Genomic DNA, 21,698 nt, shown 5'->3' with positions numbered 1-21,698 from the left:
GCGCCGGAACCACCGGCCCGGCCATCCGTGGCCGGGCGTTCGGCGCCACATGCGCCATGGCGCGGCGCGCGGATGCTTCCGGCATGGGCGTCGCCGTCCATGGCGCGACAGGGCTGCACCCAGACAGACCTGCCCGGCCATCCGTGGCCGGGCGTTCGGCCATGCGCGAACCAGTGGTTCGCAAACGCATGGCCTCCTTCAATCCGGCAATCCGCTGCGCCTTCGGTTCATGCCGCCCTCCCTGGCGCGGCGCCACGTGCGCCGGAACCACCGGCCCGGCCATCCGTGGCCGGGCGTTCGGCGCCACATGCGCCATGGCGCGGCGCGCGGATGCTGCAGGTATGTCCGCTGCCGTCCATGGCGCGACAGGGCTGCACCCAGACAGACCTGCCCGGCCATCCATGGCCGGGCGTTCGGCCATGCGCGAACCAGTGGTTCGCAAACGCATGGCCTCACCCAATCGCATTGGTGAGGTCGTACAGGGGGACGAGGACGGAAATGATCACCAGCCCGACCACCGAGGCCAGGACCAGGGTGATCAACGGCACCAACGCGGCGAGCAGGCGGTCGATCGCCTGCGCGGTTTCCTGTTCGAAGGTGTCGGCGGTCTTCAGCAGCATCGTGTCCAGCGCGCCGGATTCCTCGCCGACCTGGATCATCTGCAGCGCCAGCCGCGGGAAGCGCTTGCCCTTGGACAGCGACGCCGACAGGCCGTGGCCGTTCTTGACGTCGTCGGCCGCGGCACCGACGTCGGCGGTCAGCGCCAGGTTCGACAGCACGTTGCGCGAAATGCCCAGCGCGGCCAGCAGCGGCACGCCGTTGCGCAGCAGCGTGCCCAGGGTGCGGGTCAGCCGCGCGGTTTCCAGCCGCGCGATCAGCACGCCGATGAAGCGCTGCTTGAGCAGCCAGGCGTCGAAGCTGGCGCGGAACACCGGATCGCGGCGCTTGCGGTCCACCGCCAGCAGCGCCAGCCCGGGCACCACCAGCAACAGGATCCACCAGTCGCGCACGAACAGGCCCACGCTCAACACCGCCTGGGTGAACCACGGCAGCTGCACGTCCAGGCTCTCGTACATCAGCGCGAACTGCGGCACCACGTAGCCGAGCAGGAACAGCAGCGCGCAGCCGACCACGCTGACCAGGATCGCCGGATAGATCAGCGCATTGATCACCCGCCCCTTCAACTCGCGGCTGCGCTCCAGGTATTCGGCCAGGCGCTGCAGCGTGTCGTGCAGGCTGCCGCCGGCCTCGCCGGCGCGGACCATGTTGATGTACAGGCGCGAGAACAACCCATGCTGTCGCTCCAGCGCGGTGGACAGCGGCGCGCCGCCGCGCACCGCGTCGCGGATGTCGCCGACGGTGCGCTTGGAGCGCTCGTCCTCGGGCAGTTCGAGCAGGATCGTCAGCGCGCGGTCCAGCGGCTGGCCGGCGCCGAGCAGGGTCGCCAGTTGCTGGGTGAACTGCACCAGCGCCGCGCCGTCGAACGGCTTGGGCCGGAACAGGCCGCGCAGCGAGGTGCCGCCGCCCTGCGCCGCGAGCTTGGCCTCCATCGGCATATGCCCCTGCTCCTGCAGGCGCAGCGCCACCTCGGCGTCGCTGGCGGCCTCCATCTGGCCTTCCAGGATCTCGCCGTGCGGGTTGAGCGCTTTGTAGCGGTACAGGGGCATTAGGGCTGGGAATGGGGAATGGGGAATGGGGAATCGGAAAGCAGGCTGCGCGCGTGCCGGCGCGAACGCCGCAGCCCCACTGCGCCGCTGCGCGCTGCCGCGCCGGGGACGGTGCGCATCAGGTTTCCTCCGTCACGCGCAGCACTTCCTCGATCGTGGTCTGGCCGCTGAGCGCCTTGCCGATGCCGTCCTCGTACATCGTGCGCATGCCGGCCTCGCGCGCCAGCTGTTCGATCTCGCCCATGCCGGCGTGGCGCATCACCGCGCGGCGCAGCGCGTCGTTCATCACCAGGAATTCCATGATCGTGGTGCGGCCCAGGTAGCCGGTCGGCGCGATCGCCGAGGGCCGCGGGCGGAACAGGAAAATGTCGCCCTCGGGCTGCAGCCGGCGCAGTTCGAACTTCTCGATCTCCTCCGGCGAGGCCGCATAGCGCTCGGCATGGGTCGGCTCCAGCCGCCGCACCAGGCGCTGCGCCAGGATGCCGTTGATGGTGGAGGTCAGCAGATAGTCCTCCACGCCCATGTCGAGCAGGCGGGTGATGCCGCCGGCGGCGTTGTTGGTATGCAGGGTGGACAGCACCAGGTGGCCGGTCAGCGCCGACTGGATCGCGATGCGCGCGGTTTCCAGGTCGCGCATTTCGCCGATCATGATGATGTCCGGGTCCTGGCGCACGATGCTGCGCAGCGCATGCGAGAAATCCAGCCCGATCTGCGGCTTGGCCTGGATCTGGTTGATGCCCTCGATCTGGTATTCGACCGGATCCTCGACGGTGATGATCTTGACGTCGGCGGTATTGAGCTGGCTCAGCGCGGTGTACAGCGTGGTGGTCTTGCCCGATCCGGTGGGGCCGGTGACCAGCAGGATCCCGTGCGGCTGCTCCAGCACCTTGCGGAACTGCGGCAGGAACGCGTCGGTGAAGCCGAGCCGGTGGAAGTCGAACACCACCGTCTCGCGGTCGAGCAGGCGCATCACCACGCTCTCGCCGTGCGCGGTGGGCACGGTGCTCACGCGCAGGTCCAGTTCCTTGCCCTGCACGCGCAGCATGATGCGTCCGTCCTGCGGCAGGCGGCGTTCGGCGATGTTGAGCTTGGCCATGATCTTGACCCGGCTGATCACCGCCGCGGTCAGGTTGGCCGGCGGGCTTTCGCCGTCGATCAGCACGCCGTCGACGCGGTAGCGCACCTTCAGCCGGTTCTCGAACGGCTCGATGTGGATGTCCGAGGCGCGCAGTTCCACCGCGCGCTGGATCACCAGGTTCACCAGCCGGATCACCGGCGCTTCCGAGGCCAGGTCGCGCAGGTGCTCGATGTCGTCGGCCGCCGTGCTGTCGCCGTCGGCGGTCTCCACGATCGCGCCCATCGCGCTGCGGCCCTGGCCGAACCAGCGCTCGATCAGGTCGTCGATCTCCGAGCGCAGGCCGACCCGCGGCAGCACCTGGAAACCGGTGGCCAGGCGCACCGCATCGGCGGCATAGGCCTCGTGCGGGTCGGACATCCACAGTTCCAGCACGCCGTCGCGCTCGCCCAGCGGGCACACGTGGAATTGCTTGAGGAAGCGCAGCGACAGCGGCTGCGCCTCGGGCAGGTGCTCCGGCGCGGTGGCCGGCAATTGCTTGGCGTCGAGCAGCGGCAGGCCCAGCACTTCGGCGCTGACCTCGGCATGGTCGCGTTCGGAGACCAGTCCCAGCCGCGCCAGCAGCGACAGCAGGCCGCCGCCGGATTCGCGCTGCAACTGGCGCGCGCGCAGCAGGTCGCCCTCCTTGAGCCGGCCCTTGGCCAGCAACGCATCGACGATGCGCGCCTCGGGCGTATCGACAGCGGCAGCAGTGTCCTTGACGAGCGCGTTCACACAATCCCTCCAGAGCGTGCGGCGACTTTAGCAGTTCGGCGCGACCTGCCGCCCGCCCGCGCCGCATCGGCCCGCCGCACTGTCTACGACGCCGTGGCGGCACGGCACGCCGTCATTGGCGTGACATACGCGGCGCGCAGCATCGCGCGTTGCGGCGCGGTGTGCACGGCGCGCGCGGCACCGGCGTTGCAGCGCACAAGCGCAACGGACAGTGGCGCACGCTTGCGCAGCGGCCGCTGCGCCGGCAACGGCAGCGACCGGCGCGCTCGAGGTTTTCAGCTCCAAAACGCAGGAAACCCGGCCGGAGCCGGGTTTCCTGGGTCACTCCGGCGCCGTTGCCGGCGCCGTCCAGCGCACGCTTACTGGCGCGCGACCAGGCTGACGCCGCTATAGCTCGAGGTGCCGACCAGCTTGACGTAGTAGGTGCCGGCCTGCGGCGCGGTGAAGCGCACCGTCTCGTTGTTGCCCGGACGCGCCGACTTGGCGTCGTAGCTGGTGGTGCTGGGCTCCTTGTCGAAGCTCACGTACAGCGACACGTTGCCGCTGCCGCCGTAGGTGAGGAAGCTCAGCACCGCACCGGCCTCGGCCTCGAAGCTGTACAGCACTTCGTTGCCTGCCGCACCGGTCAACCCGGCCACCGCCACCTTGTTGGTCAGCGCGGTCGCCGGCGGCGCGCACTCTTCGGTCTGCGGGTCGCACGGCACTTCCAGCGCCTTGTCCAGCGCGGCCTTGGCATCGACGATGCCGGTACCGATCGGGGTGCTGGTCGGGATCGACACCGGGAACGGACGCGCGGTCTGCTTGAGCAGGGTTTCCAGCGCGGCCGGGGTCAGCGGCGCGTTGCCGGCGGCGATCACCGCGCTCTGCACCAGGGCCGCCACCGCCGCCACGTGCGGCGAGGCCATCGAGGTGCCGCCCATGCCCATGTAGGTGTAGTTGCCCGAGGTCGGCGTGGTCGCACCGGTATAGCCGTTCTGCCAGACGAAGCCGCCCGGGTTGCCGTCGACGCTGCCGCCGCCGCCCGGACCGGACAGGTCCACCGCCGCGCCATAGTTGGAGTAGTAGGCGATGCCGCCGGTGATGCGCGTCGCGCCGACCGCGATCACGTTGGCGCAGCTGGCCGGACGGAAGTTGGCCGCATTGCCGGCGCTGTTGCCGGCCGCCACCACCACCGTGGTGCCGCGCGCCACCGCGCCGTTGATCGCATCCTGGTACAGCGTGTCGCAGGTGCCGCTGCCGCCCAGGCTCATGTTGATGACCTCGGCCGGATTGGCGTTGGCCGGCACGCCGGCGACGGTGCCGCCGGAGGCCCAGGTGATCGCGTCGGCGATGTCGGACAGGTAGCCGCCGCACTTGCCGAGCACGCGCACCGGCAGCACCGTGGCGTTCGGCGCGACGCCGGCCATGCCGACACCGTTGTTGGTGGCCTCGGCGACGGTGCCGGCGACATGGCTGCCGTGCCAGGAGCTGTCCTCGGCGAGCGAGCCCGCATAGCACTCGTTGTCGTTCTCGACCCAGTCGCCGTAGTCCAGCGCGCCCGGCACGCGCGCGTCGGTCGGACGCCGCGAGGTCTCCGCATCGGAGATGAAGTCGTAGCCCTGCAGCAGGTTCACCGCCACGTCCGGATGGTTCGGCAGGATGCCGGTATCCAGCACCGCGACGACCACGCCGTCGCCCTTGGACACGTCCCAGGCGGCCGGCGAGTTGATGCCGCCGGTGGCGCTGCTCAGGTGCCACTGGTACTGCGCGTACAGCGGGTCGTTGGGCACCAGCTGCGGCTGCTCCAGCGTCGCCTTGGGCAGCTCGGTGCGCTGCAGCTTGACGTCCACCTGCGCGTACTTGACCGCCGGGTCGGCGGCGATTTCCGCCACCACCTTGTCCACGTCGGCCTTGCTCAGCTTGCCCGACAGGCGGATCAGGTCGGCGCCCACGCCCAGGGTACGCACGTATTCGGCGCGCACGCTGGCGGCCGCGGCACGCGAGATGCCGTTGCTGCCGCCCAGGCTGGCGCGGGTCACGGCCGACTGCACCGCCGACAGCTTGGCGCTGCGGTCGCTGGCGGCGGCGCTGCCGGTGTTGTAGCGCACCACGATGCGGCTGGAAGTCTGCGCGTCGGCCGGCGCGGCCTTGGCCGGTTGCTTGACCGGCAGCGACGCGGCACCGGCCGCGAATGCGCTCGAGGCCCCCAGCGACATCGCCAGCATGGCGGCGGCGATGGCATTGATACGGAGATTTTGCTTGTCGATCACGTTGACGTCCTCTTCAAAGTTTCGTGGATCAGGCGACTGTTGCGGCCGTAAAAAAGCTCCTTTTTCCCGAATCCGTTGGCCGGCCCAGCCAAGGTCCTTAGGTCTGCCCCCTCAGGCCATTGCGTGGGCGGACGGCGGCACGCGCCGCCGTCCGCGATGGCTCACCAGCCGAAGCCGGCGCCGATGCCGACCGAGCTGTCGTCGCCGCTGAACGCGCCGCCGATGGTCAGCGTGGCGCGCTCGCTGAAGGCGCGCTGGTAGCCCACCGACAGCGCCGACTCGCCGTTCTGGAAACCGACGCCGGCACCGACCCGGTTCTGGGTGCGGATGCCCGCCGCGCTGGTGGCCATGTTGAGCATCGCCGCGCTCATCGCGCCCTGCCGGTCGATGCGGCGGTCCTGGTCGCGCAACCGCGCATCGACGTCGCCGCGCAGCACGTCGAAGCTGTCGGCCATCGTGTTGAAGCGCGTGTCGGTGTACGACTTGGCGGTGGCGACGCCGCTGTCGAGCTGGCTCTTGTTGACCGCATCGGTAGCCTGGGTGCCGGCGGCAACGTTGGCGACCTGGCGCTCGTTGCCGGCGCTGCCCACCGACACCGTGTTGGCGCGGTCGGCGACCGAGCCCTGGCCCAGCGCGACCGCCCCCTGCGCCGTGGCGCTGGCGCCCTGGCCGAGCGCGGTGCCCGAGGCGGCGGTGACGCTGGCGCCCTCGCCCATCGCCACCGCATTGGTCGCCACCGCGGCGATGTGGCTGTTGGCGCCCACCGCGGTGCTGCCGTCGGCGTTGACCTTGGCGTTGCTGCCGATCGCGGTGTCGTTGGGGCCGTGCGCATAGGCGCTGCCGCCGATCGCGGTCCCGGTGACGTCGTTGGCGCGCGCCGCGGTGCCGACCGCCGTCGCGCTCGTCCCCGCATCGGCCACGGCCGTCTCGCCGACCTGCGCGGTGGACGCGGTGCCGGACACGGTCGCCGACTCGGACACCGCCTGCGCGCTGGCCACGGTCGACTCCGGCTCGGCCACCGACGCCACGCTGGCGACACGCGCATTGCGTGCCACGCTGGCGGTACCGCCACTGCGCGCATCCAGTTCGCTGACCTTGCCGTCCAGCGCCGCCAGCGCATCGCCGACGTTGCTGTAGCTGGCGCCCTGGATCACGTAGGTCGGCGCCACGAACAGGCCTTGCGCGCCGAGTCCGGCGCCGCCGCCGAGGAACGTGGCCATGTTGCTCAGCGACTGGTACAGCTGACTGCCGTTGATCGCCTCGGTGCTGCCGGCGGCGATGCTGCCCGCGGTCAGATTGACGATGCGCCGCGTGGCCGGGCCGCCGCGGCCGTTGCCGCTGCCCAGCGACACCGTGTCGGCCTCGTAGACGCGCGAACCGGCGCCGAGCGCGACCGCATTGTCGGCCGACACGCCGGCATTGGCGCCGATCGCCACGCCGTTGCTGCCGCTGTTGCGGACGAAGCTGTTGTAGCCCAGCGCCACGCCGTTCTCGCCGATCGCATTGGTCTGCAGGCCGACGGCGGTGCTGCGCGCACCGCTGGCCGAACTGCTGGCGCCCGACGCGGTCGCGCCGGCGCCGCTGGCGAGGCTGTCCACGCCCAGCGCGGTGCTGCGCAGGCCGCTGGCCGTGGCGCCCGCCCCGGCCGCGGTGCTGTTGACGCCGCTGGCGCTGGCCACGCCGCTGCCCGAGCTCTGGAAGTTGGCGCTGGTTTCGCCGGCCGCCGCCGCCACCGCATCGAGCTGCGTCTTGTTCACCGCATCGGTGGCGTTGATCGCCGCGCCGACGTTGGTGATGCGACGCGTGGCCGGCGCGCTGACGCCGTTGCCGCCGCCCACCGACACCACGTTGGCCTCGCTGGCGCGCGAACCGGCGCCCAGCGCGACGCTGTTGCTGCCGCTGGCCCAGGCGCTGGTGCCCAGCGCGGTGGCGTTGATGCCGCTGTAGGCGTAGGCATCCTGGCCGATCGCGGTGCCGCCCTGCGCGGTGGCCCAGGCGAACTGGCCCACCGCGGTGGTCTGCGCCGCGGTGGCCCAGGCCGACGCGCCGAGCGCGGTCGCATCCTCGCCGGTGGCGCGCGAGCTGTAGCCCAGCGCCGACGCATACGCGCCGGACGCGGTGCTGCCCCAGCCCAGCGCCGAGGCGTAGTCGCCCGCCGCCTCGGCGCCGTAGCCGAAGGCGCTGGTGCGGGTGCCGCTGGCGCTGCTGAACGCACCGACCGCGGTGCTGTAGTCGGTCGTGGCTTCGGCCTTGTAGCCGTTGGCGGTGGACTGCAGGCCGGCGGCCGTGGCGCCGGCGCCGCTGGCGCTGCTGAATGCGGCGGTGGCCTGCGCGCCCGCACCGAGCGCGGTGGCGCCGACGTCGCTGGCGGTGGTGGTGCCGTCGAGCAGCACGTTGCCGGCGTCGTCGGTGTAGTACAGCGAACCGCCGATCGCGGTGCTGGACTCGCCGGTGGCGGTGGCGTTGTAGCCGGACGCGGTGGCGTACTGCGCGCCGGCCAGCGCGCCGCTGCCGAACGCCGAGGCGCCGGTGCCGAAGGCGTTGGACGCCTCGCCGGCGGCGGTGGCGTAATTGCCTTCGACATAGCTGCCGACATCGTCGGCCGGCTCTGCGCCGCCGCTGGCCTTGAACTGCTTGCCGGTGGCATCGGCGGACTGCTTGACCGCATCCAGCTGCGCGACGTTGACCGCATCGGTGGCTTCGGTACCGGCGGCGACGTTGGCGATCTGCCGCTCGCTGCCGACGCTGCCCACCGACACGGTGTTGTCGCGGTCGGCCTCGGACAGCGCGCCCAGCGCCACGCTGTTGCTGGCGGACGCATAGGCGCCGTAGCCGAAGGCGCTGGAATCGGCGGCGCTGGCGTAGGCCAGGCTGCCGATGGCGGTGCTGAAGTCGGCGGTGGCGCCGGCGCCGGCGCCGAACGCCGACGAATTGGCACCGGAGGCTTCGGCCGGAATCAGCCCGAAGAACGAGGTGCCGCCGACCGCGACGCTCTCCTCGCCGGATGCCACGCTGTACTCGCCCACCGCCACGCTGCTGGTGCCGGAGGCGGTGGAGGCGACGCCGACCGCGGTGCCGTAGTCGCCAGCGGCGAGCGCGCCATAGCCCAGCGCCGAGGACAGGTAGCCGCTGGCTTCGCTGTAGCCGCCGAGCGCGGTGGCGCCGATGTTCGAGGCACTGCTGCGGAAACCGGTGGCCGTGGCCTGGTTGTCCGACGCCACCGCCTCGCTGCCGGTGGCAGTGGAGTAGGTACCGCTGGCCTGCGCACCGGCACCGCTGGCGCTGGCACCGATCTCGCTGGCCAGCGCACCGTTGCCGATGGCGATGCTGTCCTGGCCCAGCGCCTGGCTGTCGCTGCCGAGCGCGACCGCATCGCTGCCGCTGGACACCGCGTTGAAGCCGATCGCGGTGGCCCCGGCCGCCAGCGCGTTGGCGCCGCCGCCCAGCGCGGTGCTGCCGTCGCCGATCGCATTGGCCGCCTCGCCGGCGGCCAGCGCATTGTCGCCTTCGACATAGGCGCCGGCATCGCTGGCGTCGCTGCCGCTGGCCTGGAAGTACTTGCTGGTGGTTTCCGCCGCCTGCTTGACCGCATCGAGCTGGGCGACGTTGACCGCGTCGGTGGCTTCGGTGCCGGCGGCGACGTTGGTGATCTGGCGCTCGTTGCCGGCGCTGCCCACCGACACGCTGTAGGCGCGATCGGCCACCGAGCCTGCGCCCAGCGCCACGGCGTTGGAGGCGGTCGCCTCGCTGCCGGCGCCGATCGCCACCGCGCTTTCCGCATCGGCCAGGCTGTTGGTGCCCAGGGCGATCGTGTTGACCTGATTGCCCAGCGCCTGGAAGCCCATCGCCACGCTGTAGTTGCCGTAGCCGAACGCGCCGCGGCCCACCGCGGTGGCGCTGAGGCCCGGTGCCCAGCTGTTGAAGCCGATCGAGGTGGCGCCGCTGCCGCTGGCCCACGCACCGGTGCCGAACGCCGAGGCATTGGTGCCGGTCGCCCACGCCGAGGCGCCGAACGCCGAGGCGCCGTCGGCGGTGGCCCAGGCATAGGCACCGCTGGCGCTGGCGTCGTCGCCGCTGGCCCAGGCGTTGTCGCCCTGCGCCAGGCTGTAGCTGCCGGTCGCACGCGCCTTGTAGCCGCCGGCGGTGCTGTGGTCGCCGGTGGCCTGCGCGCCGTAGCCGGTGGCGGTCGCCAGCGCACCGGTGGCCTGTGCGCCGGCACCGATGGCGGTGGCATTCTCGCCGGCGTTGGCGCCGATCAGTTGCGCGTTGCCGTCGGCATCGGTGATCGGCTGGTTGTACTGGTCGAAGGCCTGGCCCTGGCCGCCGATCGCGGTGCTGCCGGTACCGCCGGCGGTGCTGCCGTTGCCGAGCGCGACCGCGTCGCTGCCGATCGCGGCGGCGCCGCTGCCGTACGCGGCCGCGCCGTTGCCGTAGGCGTTGGCCGCATCGCCTGCCGCGACCGCGCCCTCGCCATCGGCGTAGGCGCCGACCGTACCGCTGCCGCTGCTGGTGAAGAATTTGGCGGTGGTCTCGGCGGTCTGCTTCACCGCGTCCAGCTGCGCCACGTTGACCGCGTCGGTGGCCTGGCTGCCGGCGGCGACGTTGGCGATCTGCCGTTCGCTGCCCACATCGCCGACCGATACCGTGTTGGCGCGGCGCGCGACCGAGTTGGAACCCAGCGCCACGCTGTCGGCGGCGAGCGCGGTGCTGTAGTAGCCGATCGCGGTGCTGTTGGCGCCGCTGGCCCAGGACTCGGCGCCGAGCGCCGTGGCGAACGCGCCCGGCGCATAGGCGAAGTAGCCCAGCGCGGTGCTTTCCAGGCCGGAGGCCTCGCTGAGGCTGCCGCTGGCGAGGCTGTAGTCGCCCGAGGCGATCGCGCCGGCGCCGAACGCCGCCGCGCTCTCGCCGCTGGCCTGGGTCTGCACGAACAGGCCCAGGCCCGGGATCAGGTCGGCCGGGCCGCCGACGGCGACGCTGCTGGCGCCGGTCGCCGCGCTCTGCGTGCCGACCGCGGTGGCGTAGTCGCCGGTGGCGTTGGCCACCGCGCCGAAGGCCGAGGCCTGCGCGCCGCTGGCGTAGGCGCCCACGCCCACCGCCGAGGCGGCGAAGCCGCCGGCATCGGCGCTGGCGCCCAGCGCGGTGCCGCCGACGCCGGCGCTGGTCGCGCCGGTGTCCACCGCCACCCCGCCGTTGGTGATCAGCGGGTCGCCGTTCTCGTCGACCGCCACACCGCCCACGGCCACCGCCGCCGGGCCGGTGGCCTGCGCGTTGGTGCCGAACGCGGCGCTGTTCTGCCCCGCCGCGACCGCGCCGCTGCCCACCGCGGTGGCGCCGCTGCTCAGCGCATCGGCGCCGCCGCCGAGCGCGGTGCTGCCGTTGCCGATGGCATTGGCCGCCTCGCCCGCGGCCAGCGCATCGTCGCCTTCGACATAGGCGCCGGCGTCGCTGTTGCCGGCGCTGGCCTGCAGGTACTTGCCCGCCGCCTGCAGCTGCGCGACGTTGACCGCGTCGGTGGCCTCGGTACCGGCGGCGACGCTGGTGATCTGCCGGGTCAGGCCGCTGGCCACGTCGCCGACCGAGACGCTGTTGTCGCGGTCCGCGTAGGAATACGCGCCGAGCGCGACCGCGCTGGATGCGGAACGGTTCTGCGCGTCCTCGAGCCAGCTGCTGACCCGCGCGCCGTAGCCGATCGCGGTCGCGTCGGTGCCGTTGGCCGCGCTGTTGGCGCCGATCGCGGTGCTGCTGTCGTGGAACATCGAGGTCACCGCATCGGCGCCGAGGGCCACGCTGTTGGCGGTCCACGCGGTGGACGCCTGGCCGATCGCCACTCCGCCCTCGCCCGCGGACAGCGCATGGGCGCCGAGCGAGACGGTGTGCGGCGCGAACGAACCGGCGCTGTGGCCGATCGCCACCGAGTCGGCGGTACCGTTCTCCAGGTTCGGGAACACGTTGGCGTTGTAGCCCAGCGCGATCGCGTAGTCACCCTGGCTCTGCGCGCCCGCGCCCAGGGCGACGCCGCCGACGCCGGTCGCCGCGGCAATGCCGACGCTGTTGCCGGCACTTTCGGCGGCGGTACTGACGCCGCCGATGGCGACGCTGTCGGTGCCGCTGGCCAGGGCATTCATGCCCATCGCCACGGTACTGGTCGCGGTCGCCCGCGCGCCGATGCCGGTCGCGGTGGCGTAGTCGCCCGCGGCGCGCGAGCCGTAGCCCACTGCCGTGCCCAGCGCGCCGGACACTTCGGACAGGCCGCCGACCGCGGTGGCGCCGTCCTGGAAGGTCTGCGCGTGGTAGCCCAGCGCGGTGCTCTGCACGCCGCTGGCGGAACTGCCGGTGCCGACCGCGGTGCTCAGCGGATCCAGCGCCTGCGCGCCGCCGCCGACCGCCGTGGACGCGGTGCCCAGCGCCTGCGTGGTCTGCTCGCGGCTGCCGACGATGAAGCCGTTCTCGTCGTATTCGTACACGGTGGCGACGCCGCCGATCGCGGTCGCCGACTCGCCGTCAGCGGTGGCGTTGGCGCCAAGCGCGCTGGCGTTCTGGCCGTTGGCCACCGCGCCGCTGCCGATCGCGGACGCCGCGGTGCCGCCGGCGAAGCTGCTGGAGCCCAGCGCGGTGGCGTAGTCGCCGTCGGCCAGCGCGTTGGAACCGGAGGCGGTGGCCTCCTCGCCCTGCGCCAGCGCGCTGCCTTCGCCGTTGGCGGAGAACAGGCGCGCGGTGGTGTCGGCGACGTTGGCGACCGCATCGAGCTGGTCCAGGTTCACCGCATCGGTGCCCTCGGTACCGGCGGCGACGTTGGCGATCTGGCGCTCGTTGCCGGCGCTGCCGACCGAGACCGTGTCGGCGCGATCGGCAGTGGAGCCCTGGCCCAGCGCGACGCTGCCGGCGGCCGCGGCCTTGGCGCCGTAGCCCAGCGCGGTGGAGTCCTCGGCCTGCGCCCAGGAGGCGCCGCCGAGCGCGGTGCTGGAGTCGCCGTCGGCCGAACTCAGCCAGCCGATCGAGGTGGAGAACGCGCCGTTGGCCCAGGCGCCGGCGCCGAACGCCGAACCGCCTTCGCCCTGCGCTTCGGTGGCGAAAAAGCCGAGCACGCTGCCGCCGACCGCGGTGCTGGATTCGCCGCTGGCCAGGCTCGACTCGCCCACCGCCACGGCGCTGCCGCCGCTGGCGTTGGCGCCGTAACCGAACGCGGAGGCGAAATCGCCGCCGGCCTGGCTGAAGCCGCCGTTCGCGGTGCTGGCGAGGCCGCCGGCCTCGGCGGAGAAACCGGTGGCCGTGCTCTGCACGCCGTCGGCGCGCGCGGCGGTGCCGAGCGCGGTGGAGAACGCACCGTTGCCCTGCGCACCGGCGCCGAACGCGCTGGCGCCCTGCGCCGCGGCGCTGGTGGTGCCTTCCAGCAGCACCTCGCCGTTCTCGTCGACGATCGACAGCGCACCGCCGACCGCGGTCGCCGAAGCGCCCGTCGCGGTCGCGTTGCTGCCCACCGCGGTGGCATTGCCGCCCACGCTGGTGGCGCCGCTGCCCAGCGCGCTGCTGCCGTTGCCGATCGCATTGGCGGCTTCGCCGGCGGCCAGTGCGTTGTCGCCTTCCACGTAGGCGCCGGCATCGCTGTCGGCGCTGCCGCTGGACTGGAAATACTTGGCGGTGGTGTCGGCGGTCTGCTTCACCGCGTCGAGCTGGGCCACGTTGACCGCATCGGTGGCTTCGCTGCCGGCGGCGACGTTGGTGATCTGGCGTTCGCCGCCGGCCTTGCCGACCGACACGCTGTTGTCGCGATCGGCGAGCGCATCGGCGCCCAGCGCCACGCTGTTCTCGCCCTGCGCCACGGCGGCATTGCCGAGCGCGGTGCTGTTGTAGCCGGTCGCGGTGGCGAAGCCGCCGACCGCGGTCGCGAAGTCGGCATCGGCGGTGGCGCCCAGGCCGACCGCCGCGGTGGCGGTGCCATTGGCGACGCTTTCGGCGCCGAGCGCGGTCGCGCCGATGCCGCTGGCGGTGCTGTAGTAGCCGAGGGCAGTGGATTCCAGGCCGTTCGCTTCGCTGAGCGCGCCGCTGGCCACGCTGCCATCGCCGCTGGCGTTGCTGGCCGCGCCGGTGGCGGTGCTCTGTTCGCCGCTGGCGTTGCTTTCGGCGCCGACCGCGGTGGCGTAGTCGCCGCTCGCGCTGGCGCCGTCGCCGATCTGCAGCGCCTGCGCCTGTGCGGCCGAGGGCAGCACGGATCCGCCGGCGCCCAGCGCCATGGCGATCGCGGCCGACAAGGCCAGGCCCTGCGCGCGCCCAGCCCTGCCTTCGCGAACGAGCTGGCCGCGGGAATCGCCGCTGGCCAGTTCCGAGGCCACGGTCCACATCCCCAACGCCTTGTTCCAGACCTTGCGATAAATCCGATTCATCGAGTACTGCTCCTCAATAGGCTGGTTTTTGGTCAAAAAGCCACCCTCGCCCGGCATTCCAGCCGGCCGACCCCCTGTCGGTATATGCGCCGCATCCCTGACTCGCAGCGCGACAGGCTGGCGCCTGTCGCTGCCCGTCTGCCTTGATGAACCAAGACGAAATGCGGAACTGTCTGGAGTGTTAACCCCGTATCTTGAGTACGTCAAGTTTTTGACTAAAAACGGCACGAGAAGGGATGGAGATCTCGGATTTACAACTTAATTGTTAATATTTCGATAAATTTCAATCAAAACAAGACATTCCGCCAAATTCTCGGCACGGCACTTGCCATGCGTTGACATTGGGCCGGCGCGGCATTCGCTGTTGCGCCAAGGGTTTGACGCGAATCGGGGTGATGGCGGAGAAGGCTTGCCGCTGGCCCGAGGGCGAGGGCCGTGTTCCGCCGTGCACAAGCGCAACTGCGCAGAATGCAGCCGTTGGCCGGCAGCGGAAGGCCGCGGTCAGTCCGCCGCCGAGGGGGGCGAAACGAGGTTTTCTTCAGCCGGTTTCAGGCTGCAGCGGCCTGGCCGCCACTCGGCGATACGAGACACGGCTCTGACGGTGCGCCGAGGCTGCGCCCGTACCCTCATCCGCCCCTGCGGGGCACCTTCTCCCGTGGGGAGAAGGGAACAGCCAAGCGCGCGCATAGCCCCTCTCCCACCGGGAGAGGGGTTGGGGTGAGGGTACGGCGCGAAGCGACTCGCGGAGTTGGATGCACGAGGCTGCGCCCGGACCCTCATCCGCCCCTGCGGGGCACCTTCCCCCGAAAAGGGGGCCATGGTCCCGACGGGAGAAGGGAACGGCCGCGGTGTGCTTTAGCCCCTCTCCCACCGGGAGAGGGGTTGGGGTGAGGGTCCGGCGCGAAGCGTCTCGCAGCGTTTGGGAGCACGAGGCTACGCCCGCACCCTCATCCGCCCCTTCGGGGCACCTTCTCCCTTCGGGGCCATGGTCCCGAAGGGAGAAGGAAACAGCCGAGCACGCATAGCCCCTCTCCCACCGGGAGAGGGGTTGGGGTGAGGGTACGGCGCGAAGCGGCTCACGGAGTTGGGCGCACGAGGCTTGCGCACGTACCCTCATCCGGCCCTGCGGGCCACCTTCTCCCGGTGGGAGAAGGAACAGCCGCTGAGTGCATAGCGCTCTGCACCGGGCCGGCGCAGGGCGTGCTCGCCTGCACCATGCCGCCGCGCCCGCCGACGGCGGACGCGGCAGGTGGGCGCTCTCAGCCCACCCACACCCGCGCGTTGCGGAACATGCGCAGCCACGGCGAAGCGTCCACCCAGCCCTCGGGATGCCAGCTGAGGTTGAGCGCGCGCGGGGTGCGCTCGGGATGCGGCATCAGGATCGTCACCCGGCCGTCGTCGCTGGTCAGGCCGGTGATGCCGTCGGGCGAGCCGTTCGGGTTCAGCGGATAGCGCTGTGCGACCTCGCCGTTGCCGTCGACGAAACGCAGCGCCACGCGCGCGGCGGCCTGGTCCACGGCATTGTCGAACTCGGCGCGGCCTTCGCCGTGCGCCACCGCCACCGGGATCCGCGAGCCGGCCATGCCGCGCAGGAAGATCGACGGCGACTCCACCACTTCCAGCAAGCTGGTACGCGCCTCGAACTGCTCGCTGCGGTTGCGCAGGAAGCGCGGCCAGTGTTCGGCGCCGGGAATGATGTCCTTGAGCTGGCTGAGCATCTGGCAGCCGTTGCACACGCCCAGCGCGAAGGTGTCGGGGCGTGCGAAGAACGCCGCGAACGCATCGCGCAGCGCGGGCCGCTCCAGGATCGAGGTGGCCCAGCCGCGGCCGGCGCCGAGCACGTCGCCGTAGCTGAAGCCGCCGCAGGCCGCCAGCCCGACGAACTCGGCCAGGTCCACGCGGCCGGCGATCAGGTCGCTCATGTGCACGTCGAAGGCGCGGAAGCCTGCCTGCTCGAACGCGTTGGCCATCTCGATCTGGCCGTTGACGCCCTGCTCGCGCAGGATCGCCACCTTGGGCCGCTGCCCGCTGGCGACGAACGGCGCTCCCACATCCTCGGCCGGGTCGAACGCCAGCTTCGGCTTCAGGCCGGGCGCGGCGAAATCGCGCGCCACCGCGCGTTCCTCGTCGGCGCTGTCGGGGTTGTCGCGCAGCTTCTGCATGGCGTGGCTCACCGACCACCACGCATCGAACAGCTCTTCCCAGCGCCACTCGACCAGGGTCTTGCCGGCCAGGCCCACGCGCACCACCGCGGCGGTACTGGGACGGGCGATGCGCTGCGCGCACTCGGTCAGCGCATGCCGCTCGATCAGATCGGCGAACGCGGCGCGGTCCTCGTTGGCGACCTGCACCACCGCGCCCAGTTCCTCGTTGAACAGGCTGCGGAACGGATCGTCGCCCCAGGCATCGAGGTTGATCTCCAGGCCCTGGCGCGAGGCGAACGCCATCTCGCACAGGGTGGCGAAGGCGCCGCCGTCGCTGCGGTCGTGGTAGGCCAGCAGCAAGCCGGACTCGCGCGCATCGCGGATCAGTTCGAAGAACGCGCGCAGGCGCTGCGCATCGTCCAGGTCCGGCACCGCGCCGCCGAATGCCGGCAAGCCGCCCTCGGCATGCACCTGCGCCAGCACCGACCCGCCCAGGCGCTGCTTGCCGCCGCCCAGCCCGATCAGCCACAGCTCGCTCTCCGCCTCGCGCGCCAGCAACGGCGTCAGCTGCGCGCGCGCGTCGGCTACCGGGGCGAACGCGGAGACGATCAGGGAGACGGGGGAAACGCTCTTGTGCGTTGCGCCGGGACTGGAGAATGGGGAATCGGGAATGGCAGAAGCGGCGGCACCGGTCGCGGAAGCGTCGTGCTCTTCCCGATTCCCGATTCCCAACTCCCGATTCCCAGCCACATTCCACTGCGCCTGCATCGACAACGAATCCTTGCCGACCGGAATGCTCAGGTCCAGCTGCGGGCACAGTTCCATGCCCACCGCCTTGACCGCGGCGTACAGCCGCGCGTCCTCGCCGGCGTGGTTGGCCGCGGCCATCCAGTTCGCCGACAGCTTGACCTGGTCCAGCGCCTCGACCGGCGCGGCGCACAGGTTGGTGATCGCCTCGCCGACCGCCATGCGCGCCGCCGCGGCGGCATCGAGCAGCGCCAGCGGGGTGCGTTCGCCGATCGCCATCGCTTCGCCGGCGTAGGTATCGAACCCGGCCAGGGTGATCGCGCAATCGGCCAGCGGCAGCTGCCACGGACCGATCATCTGCTCGCGCGCGGTCAGGCCGCCGACACTGCGGTCGCCGATCGTGACCAGGAAACTCTTCGCCGCCACCGCCGGATGCGCCAGCACGCGCAACCCGGCCTCGCGCAGGTCCAGCGTGTCGGTATCCAGCTCCGGCCAGCGCGGCGCCGGCGGCTGCCGCGCATCGCGGTGCATCTTCGGCGGCTTGCCGAACAGCACGTCCATCGGCAGGTCGATTGGATGCTGGGAATGGGGAATGGGGAATGGGGAATGGGTAGAAGCGGGATGGGCTGGCTTTTCACCATTCCCGATTCCCGATTCTCCATTCCCGCCGTCGAAGACGCCATAGCCCACGATGAGCCGTTCCTCGGCGGTCGCCACGCCGACCGCGGCGAACGGACAACGCTCGCGTTCGCAGATCGCGGCGAATTCGGCCAGGCGCGCCTGCGGCACGCCGAGCACGTAGCGTTCCTGCGATTCGTTGCACCACAGCTGCATCGGCGACAGCGACGGGTCGTCGCTGGGCACGCGGTCCAGGTCGACGATGCCGCCCACGCCCGAGTCGTGCAGCAACTCGGGAATGGCGTTGGACAGGCCGCCGGCGCCGACGTCGTGGAACCAGCGGATCGGATTGTCCGCGCCCAGCGCCACGCAGCGGTCGATGACCTCCTGCACGCGCCGCTCCATCTCCGGGTTGTCGCGCTGCACGCTGGCGAAATCCAGGTCCTCGGCGCTGTCGCCGGAGGCCACCGAACTGGCCGCGCCGCCGCCCAGGCCGATCAGCATCGCCGGGCCGCCGAGCACGATCACCGCATCGCCCGGCTGCAGGCGGATCTTCTCGACCTGGATGCGGTCGATCGCGCCGAGGCCGCCGGCGAGCATGATCGGCTTGTCGTAGGCGCGGGTCAGGTCCTGCGCCTCGGGCAGCTCGAAGCTGCGGAAATAGCCGAGCAGGTTGGGCCGGCCGAATTCGTTGTTGAACGCGGCACCGCCGAGCGGGGCCTCGAGCATGATCTCCAGCGCCGGGGCCATGCGCGGGTTCAACGGGCGCTCGGCTTCCCACGGCTGCGGCAGGGTCGGGATGCGCAGGTGCGAGACGCTGAAGCCGGTCAGGCCGGCCTTGGGCTTGCCGCCGCGGCCGGTGGCGCCCTCGTCGCGGATCTCGCCGCCGGCGCCGGTGGAGGCGCCCGGGAACGGCGCGATCGCGGTCGGGTGGTTGTGGGTCTCGACCTTGATGCAGAACGCCGACGGGGTCACCGCCTCGCTGCGGTATTCGCCGCTGGCCGGGTCCGGGCGGTAGCGCGCGGCCCGATGCCCTTCCACCACCGCCGCATTGTCGCTGTACGCGCTGAGCGTGTGCTGCGGGGTCTGCTGGTGGGTGTGCTTGATCATCCGGAACAGCGAGCGGTCCTGCTCCTTGCCGTCGATGCTCCAGCTGGCGTTGAAGATCTTGTGCCGGCAGTGCTCGGAATTGGCCTGCGCGAACATCATCAGCTCGACGTCGGCCGGATCGCGGCCGAGCTCGCCGAAGCGCTGGCGCAGGTAGTCGATCTCGTCCTGCGCCAGGGCCAGGCCCAGCCGCGCGTTGGCCGCTTCCAGCTGGTCCAGCGCGATGCGCTCGACGTCGCCGCGCGCCGGCGCCTGGAACAGCGCCTGCGCCTGCGCCGCGCCGTCCAGCAGCGACTGGGTCATCGGGTCGTGCAGCAGCTTGGCCAGCGCCTGCTGGCTGGCGTCGTCCGGCCAGCCGGCCAGGTCCAGGCGGGTGCCGCGCTCCACGCGGCGGATCGCCAGGCCGGCGCCGCGCACCAGCTCGGTGGCCTTGCTCGACCACGGCGAGCGCGTGCCCAGCCGCGGCACCACGTAGCGCGAGCAGGTGCCGGCCTCGGCCGCGATCGGCGCGTCCTGCGCCTGCAGGATGCGCTGCGCGGCGGCGGTATCCACCGCGCCGTCGGCGTCGCTGTCGATGAAGTAGACGTGCCAGGCGCCGGCGATGCGCAGACCGGGAACGACGGATTGCAGGCGGGTTTCGAGCCGAGCGCGACGGAACGGCGAAAGGGCGGAAGCGCCCTCGAGGACGATCATGTCCGGGGAACCGTGTGAGGTAAACGGGCTGCGTAGTGTAGCCGGGACTCGGGACCGGGGACTCGGGACTCGCAAAAGCTGTTTTCGGCGACCGGGAAAATTCCCGGAAAATCAATAACTAACGCACACGACACGAATGCCCGCGGCAACGCTCACATGCCGGGGACGCGCGTTTGCGAATCCCCAATCCCGAAGGCCCAATCCCGGCCGCTTAGCGACCGCCCCCCGCCCGACCCGCCTCGGCCGCACGCTTGTCCAGCGCCTCGCGCAGCTGCGCCGGCGGCAGGTAGCCGCCGAGCTGGGTGCCGTCCGGAGCGAAGATCGCCGGGGTGCCGTTGACGCCCAGGCGCTGGCCCAGGTTGTACTGCATGGTCACCGGGTTCTTGCAGTTGGCCGCGCTCGGCACCTTGCCGTTGGCCTTGGCCTCGGTCAGCGCCTTCTTCTTGTCGGCCGCGCACCACACCGCGACCATGTCCTTGTAGTCCTGGCTGCCCAGGCCCATGCGCGGGAACGCCAGGTACTCCACCGCGATGCCCTGCTTGTTGAGCTCGGCGATCTGGCTGTGCAGCTTGCGGCAGTAGCCGCACTCGATGTCGGTGAACACGCTGATGGTGTACTTCGGGTTGGCCGGGGCGAACACGATGCGCTCGGTGCGCGGCGCGGACTCCAGCAGCTTGCGGCGGTAGTTCAGCAGGCCCTCGCTGGAGGCGAACTGCCTTTCCTGGATGTCGAACGGCTGCGCCTGGAACAGGTAGCGGCCATCGTCGGACACGTACAGCACCTGCCCGCCGACCACCACTTCGCGGAAACCCGGGAACGGCGCGGCGCCGATGAAGTCGGGCTTGAAGTTCGGATCCAGCTGCAGCAGCGCCGCACGCACGCGCTGGTCGCCCGGGGTGCCGGCGGGAGCGGCGGCCGGCTTGGCGGGGGCGGCGCCGGCACCGGTAGGCGAAGCCGGCTGCGCGCAGGCGGAAAGGGACGTGGCGCCCAGCAGCGCAAAAAGAGCAAAACGGAGCATTGGCTATCCATGAGGGCTGCGAATCGGCTGGATTGTCGCATACCGATTGGTCCGCTCCATGTAGACAGGCTGAGCCGGCCCTGGACGCGGCAAGCGCAAGCGGACGCGGGCACCGCCCGGGGCGCCTCAGCCGCGCGGATGGTGCTTGCTGTGCAGTTTCTGCAGGTGTTCGCGCGCCACCAGGGTGTAGATCTGGGTGGTGGACAGCGAGCTGTGCCCGAGCAGCATCTGCAGCGCGCGCAGGTCGGCGCCGCGGTTGAGCAGGTGGGTGGCGAAGCTGTGGCGCAGGCCGTGCGGGCTGACCGAGACCGGGTCGATGCCGGCCAGCGCCGCATAGCGCTTGACCAGGCCCCAGAACTGCTGCCGGCTCAGCGGACGCCGCGCCGCATCGATGAACATCGGCACGGTGCCATCGCTGGCCGGCACCGCCTGCCCCGCCGCCAGCGCCGGCCGCGCCGTGTCCAGGTAGCGCTGCAGCCAGTGCTGCGATTCCTCGCCCAGCGGCACCAGGCGTTCCTTGCTGCCCTTGCCGGTGACCCGCAGCACGCCCTGGCGCAGGTTCACCGCGTTCGCCGGCAGGTTCACCAGTTCGCTGACGCGCAGCCCCGCGGCATACATCAGCTCGAGCATGGCGCGGTCGCGCAGGCCGGCCGGGGCGGTGTCGTCCGGGGTCGCCAGCAGCGCGTCGATCTGGCTCTCGGCCAAGGCCTTGGGCAGGGAGCGCGGCAGCTTGGGCGGGTCCAGCAGCGCGGTCGGATCGTCGCCCCGCTCCCCGCGGCGCAGGCGCAAGGCGAAGAACGCGCGCAGCGACGACAGCCAGCGTGCGTTGCTGCGCTGCGAATAGCCCATGCGGGCACGCCAGGCCAGGTAGTCGAACAAGGCCTGGCGATCGGCGCCGGGCAGGCCGCCGCCGGCGCCGTCGCGCCAGCGCGCGAAGCCCTCCAGGTCGCGCCGGTAGCTGTCCAGGCTCTGCCGCGCCAGGCCCTGCTCGGCCCAGGCCGTGTCCAGGAACTGCTGGATCGCGGCGGCATCGGCATCGCGCAGCGGGGCGAGCCGTTGCGCCTGCTGGCGGCGTTCGGCGGGGGTGCGGAGTTCGGGCATCGGGAGAGCTTACGTGACTTGGGACTTGGGACTTGGGACTTGGGACTCGGGACTCGGGACTCGGGAAAGCCTAGCGCGGACTTCGCGCGGCGCAATGCGGGGCTGCGCCGATCGCGGCGCCAGC

General features: G+C 71.7%; 7 protein-coding genes. All 7 read right to left on the bottom strand.

The features are described 5' to 3' along the window. Window positions 1-452 precede the first annotated feature (452 nt). The gene (gene xpsF / locus H9658_RS11545; protein ID WP_179568523.1) at window positions 453-1,667 is read right to left on the bottom strand and encodes a type II secretion system protein XpsF; all 1,215 of its coding nucleotides are present in this window, start codon (window positions 1,665-1,667) and stop codon (window positions 453-455) included. 118 nt (window positions 1,668-1,785) lie between these two features. After that, entirely contained in the window at window positions 1,786-3,516 is a 1,731-nt protein-coding gene (gene gspE, locus H9658_RS11540; protein WP_179568525.1) for a type II secretion system ATPase GspE, read from the bottom strand. 359 nt (window positions 3,517-3,875) lie between these two features. Continuing rightward, window positions 3,876-5,765, bottom strand: coding sequence for a S8 family peptidase (locus H9658_RS11535; protein WP_191825446.1), 1,890 nt, complete (start codon window positions 5,763-5,765; stop codon window positions 3,876-3,878). Between the two features lie 161 nt (window positions 5,766-5,926). Further along, on the bottom strand, window positions 5,927-14,146 hold the full coding sequence (locus tag H9658_RS11530; protein WP_191825445.1) for an ESPR-type extended signal peptide-containing protein: 8,220 nt from the start codon (window positions 14,144-14,146) through the stop codon (window positions 5,927-5,929). Window positions 14,147-15,405: 1,259 nt separating this feature from the next. Further along, window positions 15,406-19,455, bottom strand: a complete 4,050-nt coding sequence (gene purL, locus H9658_RS11525) for a phosphoribosylformylglycinamidine synthase (protein WP_191825444.1) — start codon at window positions 19,453-19,455, stop codon at window positions 15,406-15,408. A gap of 211 nt (window positions 19,456-19,666) precedes the next feature. Continuing rightward, on the bottom strand, window positions 19,667-20,473 hold the full coding sequence (locus tag H9658_RS11520) for a DsbC family protein (protein ID WP_191825443.1): 807 nt from the start codon (window positions 20,471-20,473) through the stop codon (window positions 19,667-19,669). Window positions 20,474-20,599: 126 nt separating this feature from the next. After that, the gene (gene xerD / locus H9658_RS11515; protein ID WP_179568533.1) at window positions 20,600-21,574 is read right to left on the bottom strand and encodes a site-specific tyrosine recombinase XerD; all 975 of its coding nucleotides are present in this window, start codon (window positions 21,572-21,574) and stop codon (window positions 20,600-20,602) included. Window positions 21,575-21,698: the final 124 nt, after the last annotated feature.

The organism is Xanthomonas bonasiae (assembly GCF_014836395.1).
Classification (GTDB): Bacteria; Pseudomonadota; Gammaproteobacteria; order Xanthomonadales; family Xanthomonadaceae; genus Xanthomonas_A; species Xanthomonas_A bonasiae.
This window is presented reverse-complemented; position numbering and strand designations above follow the sequence as displayed.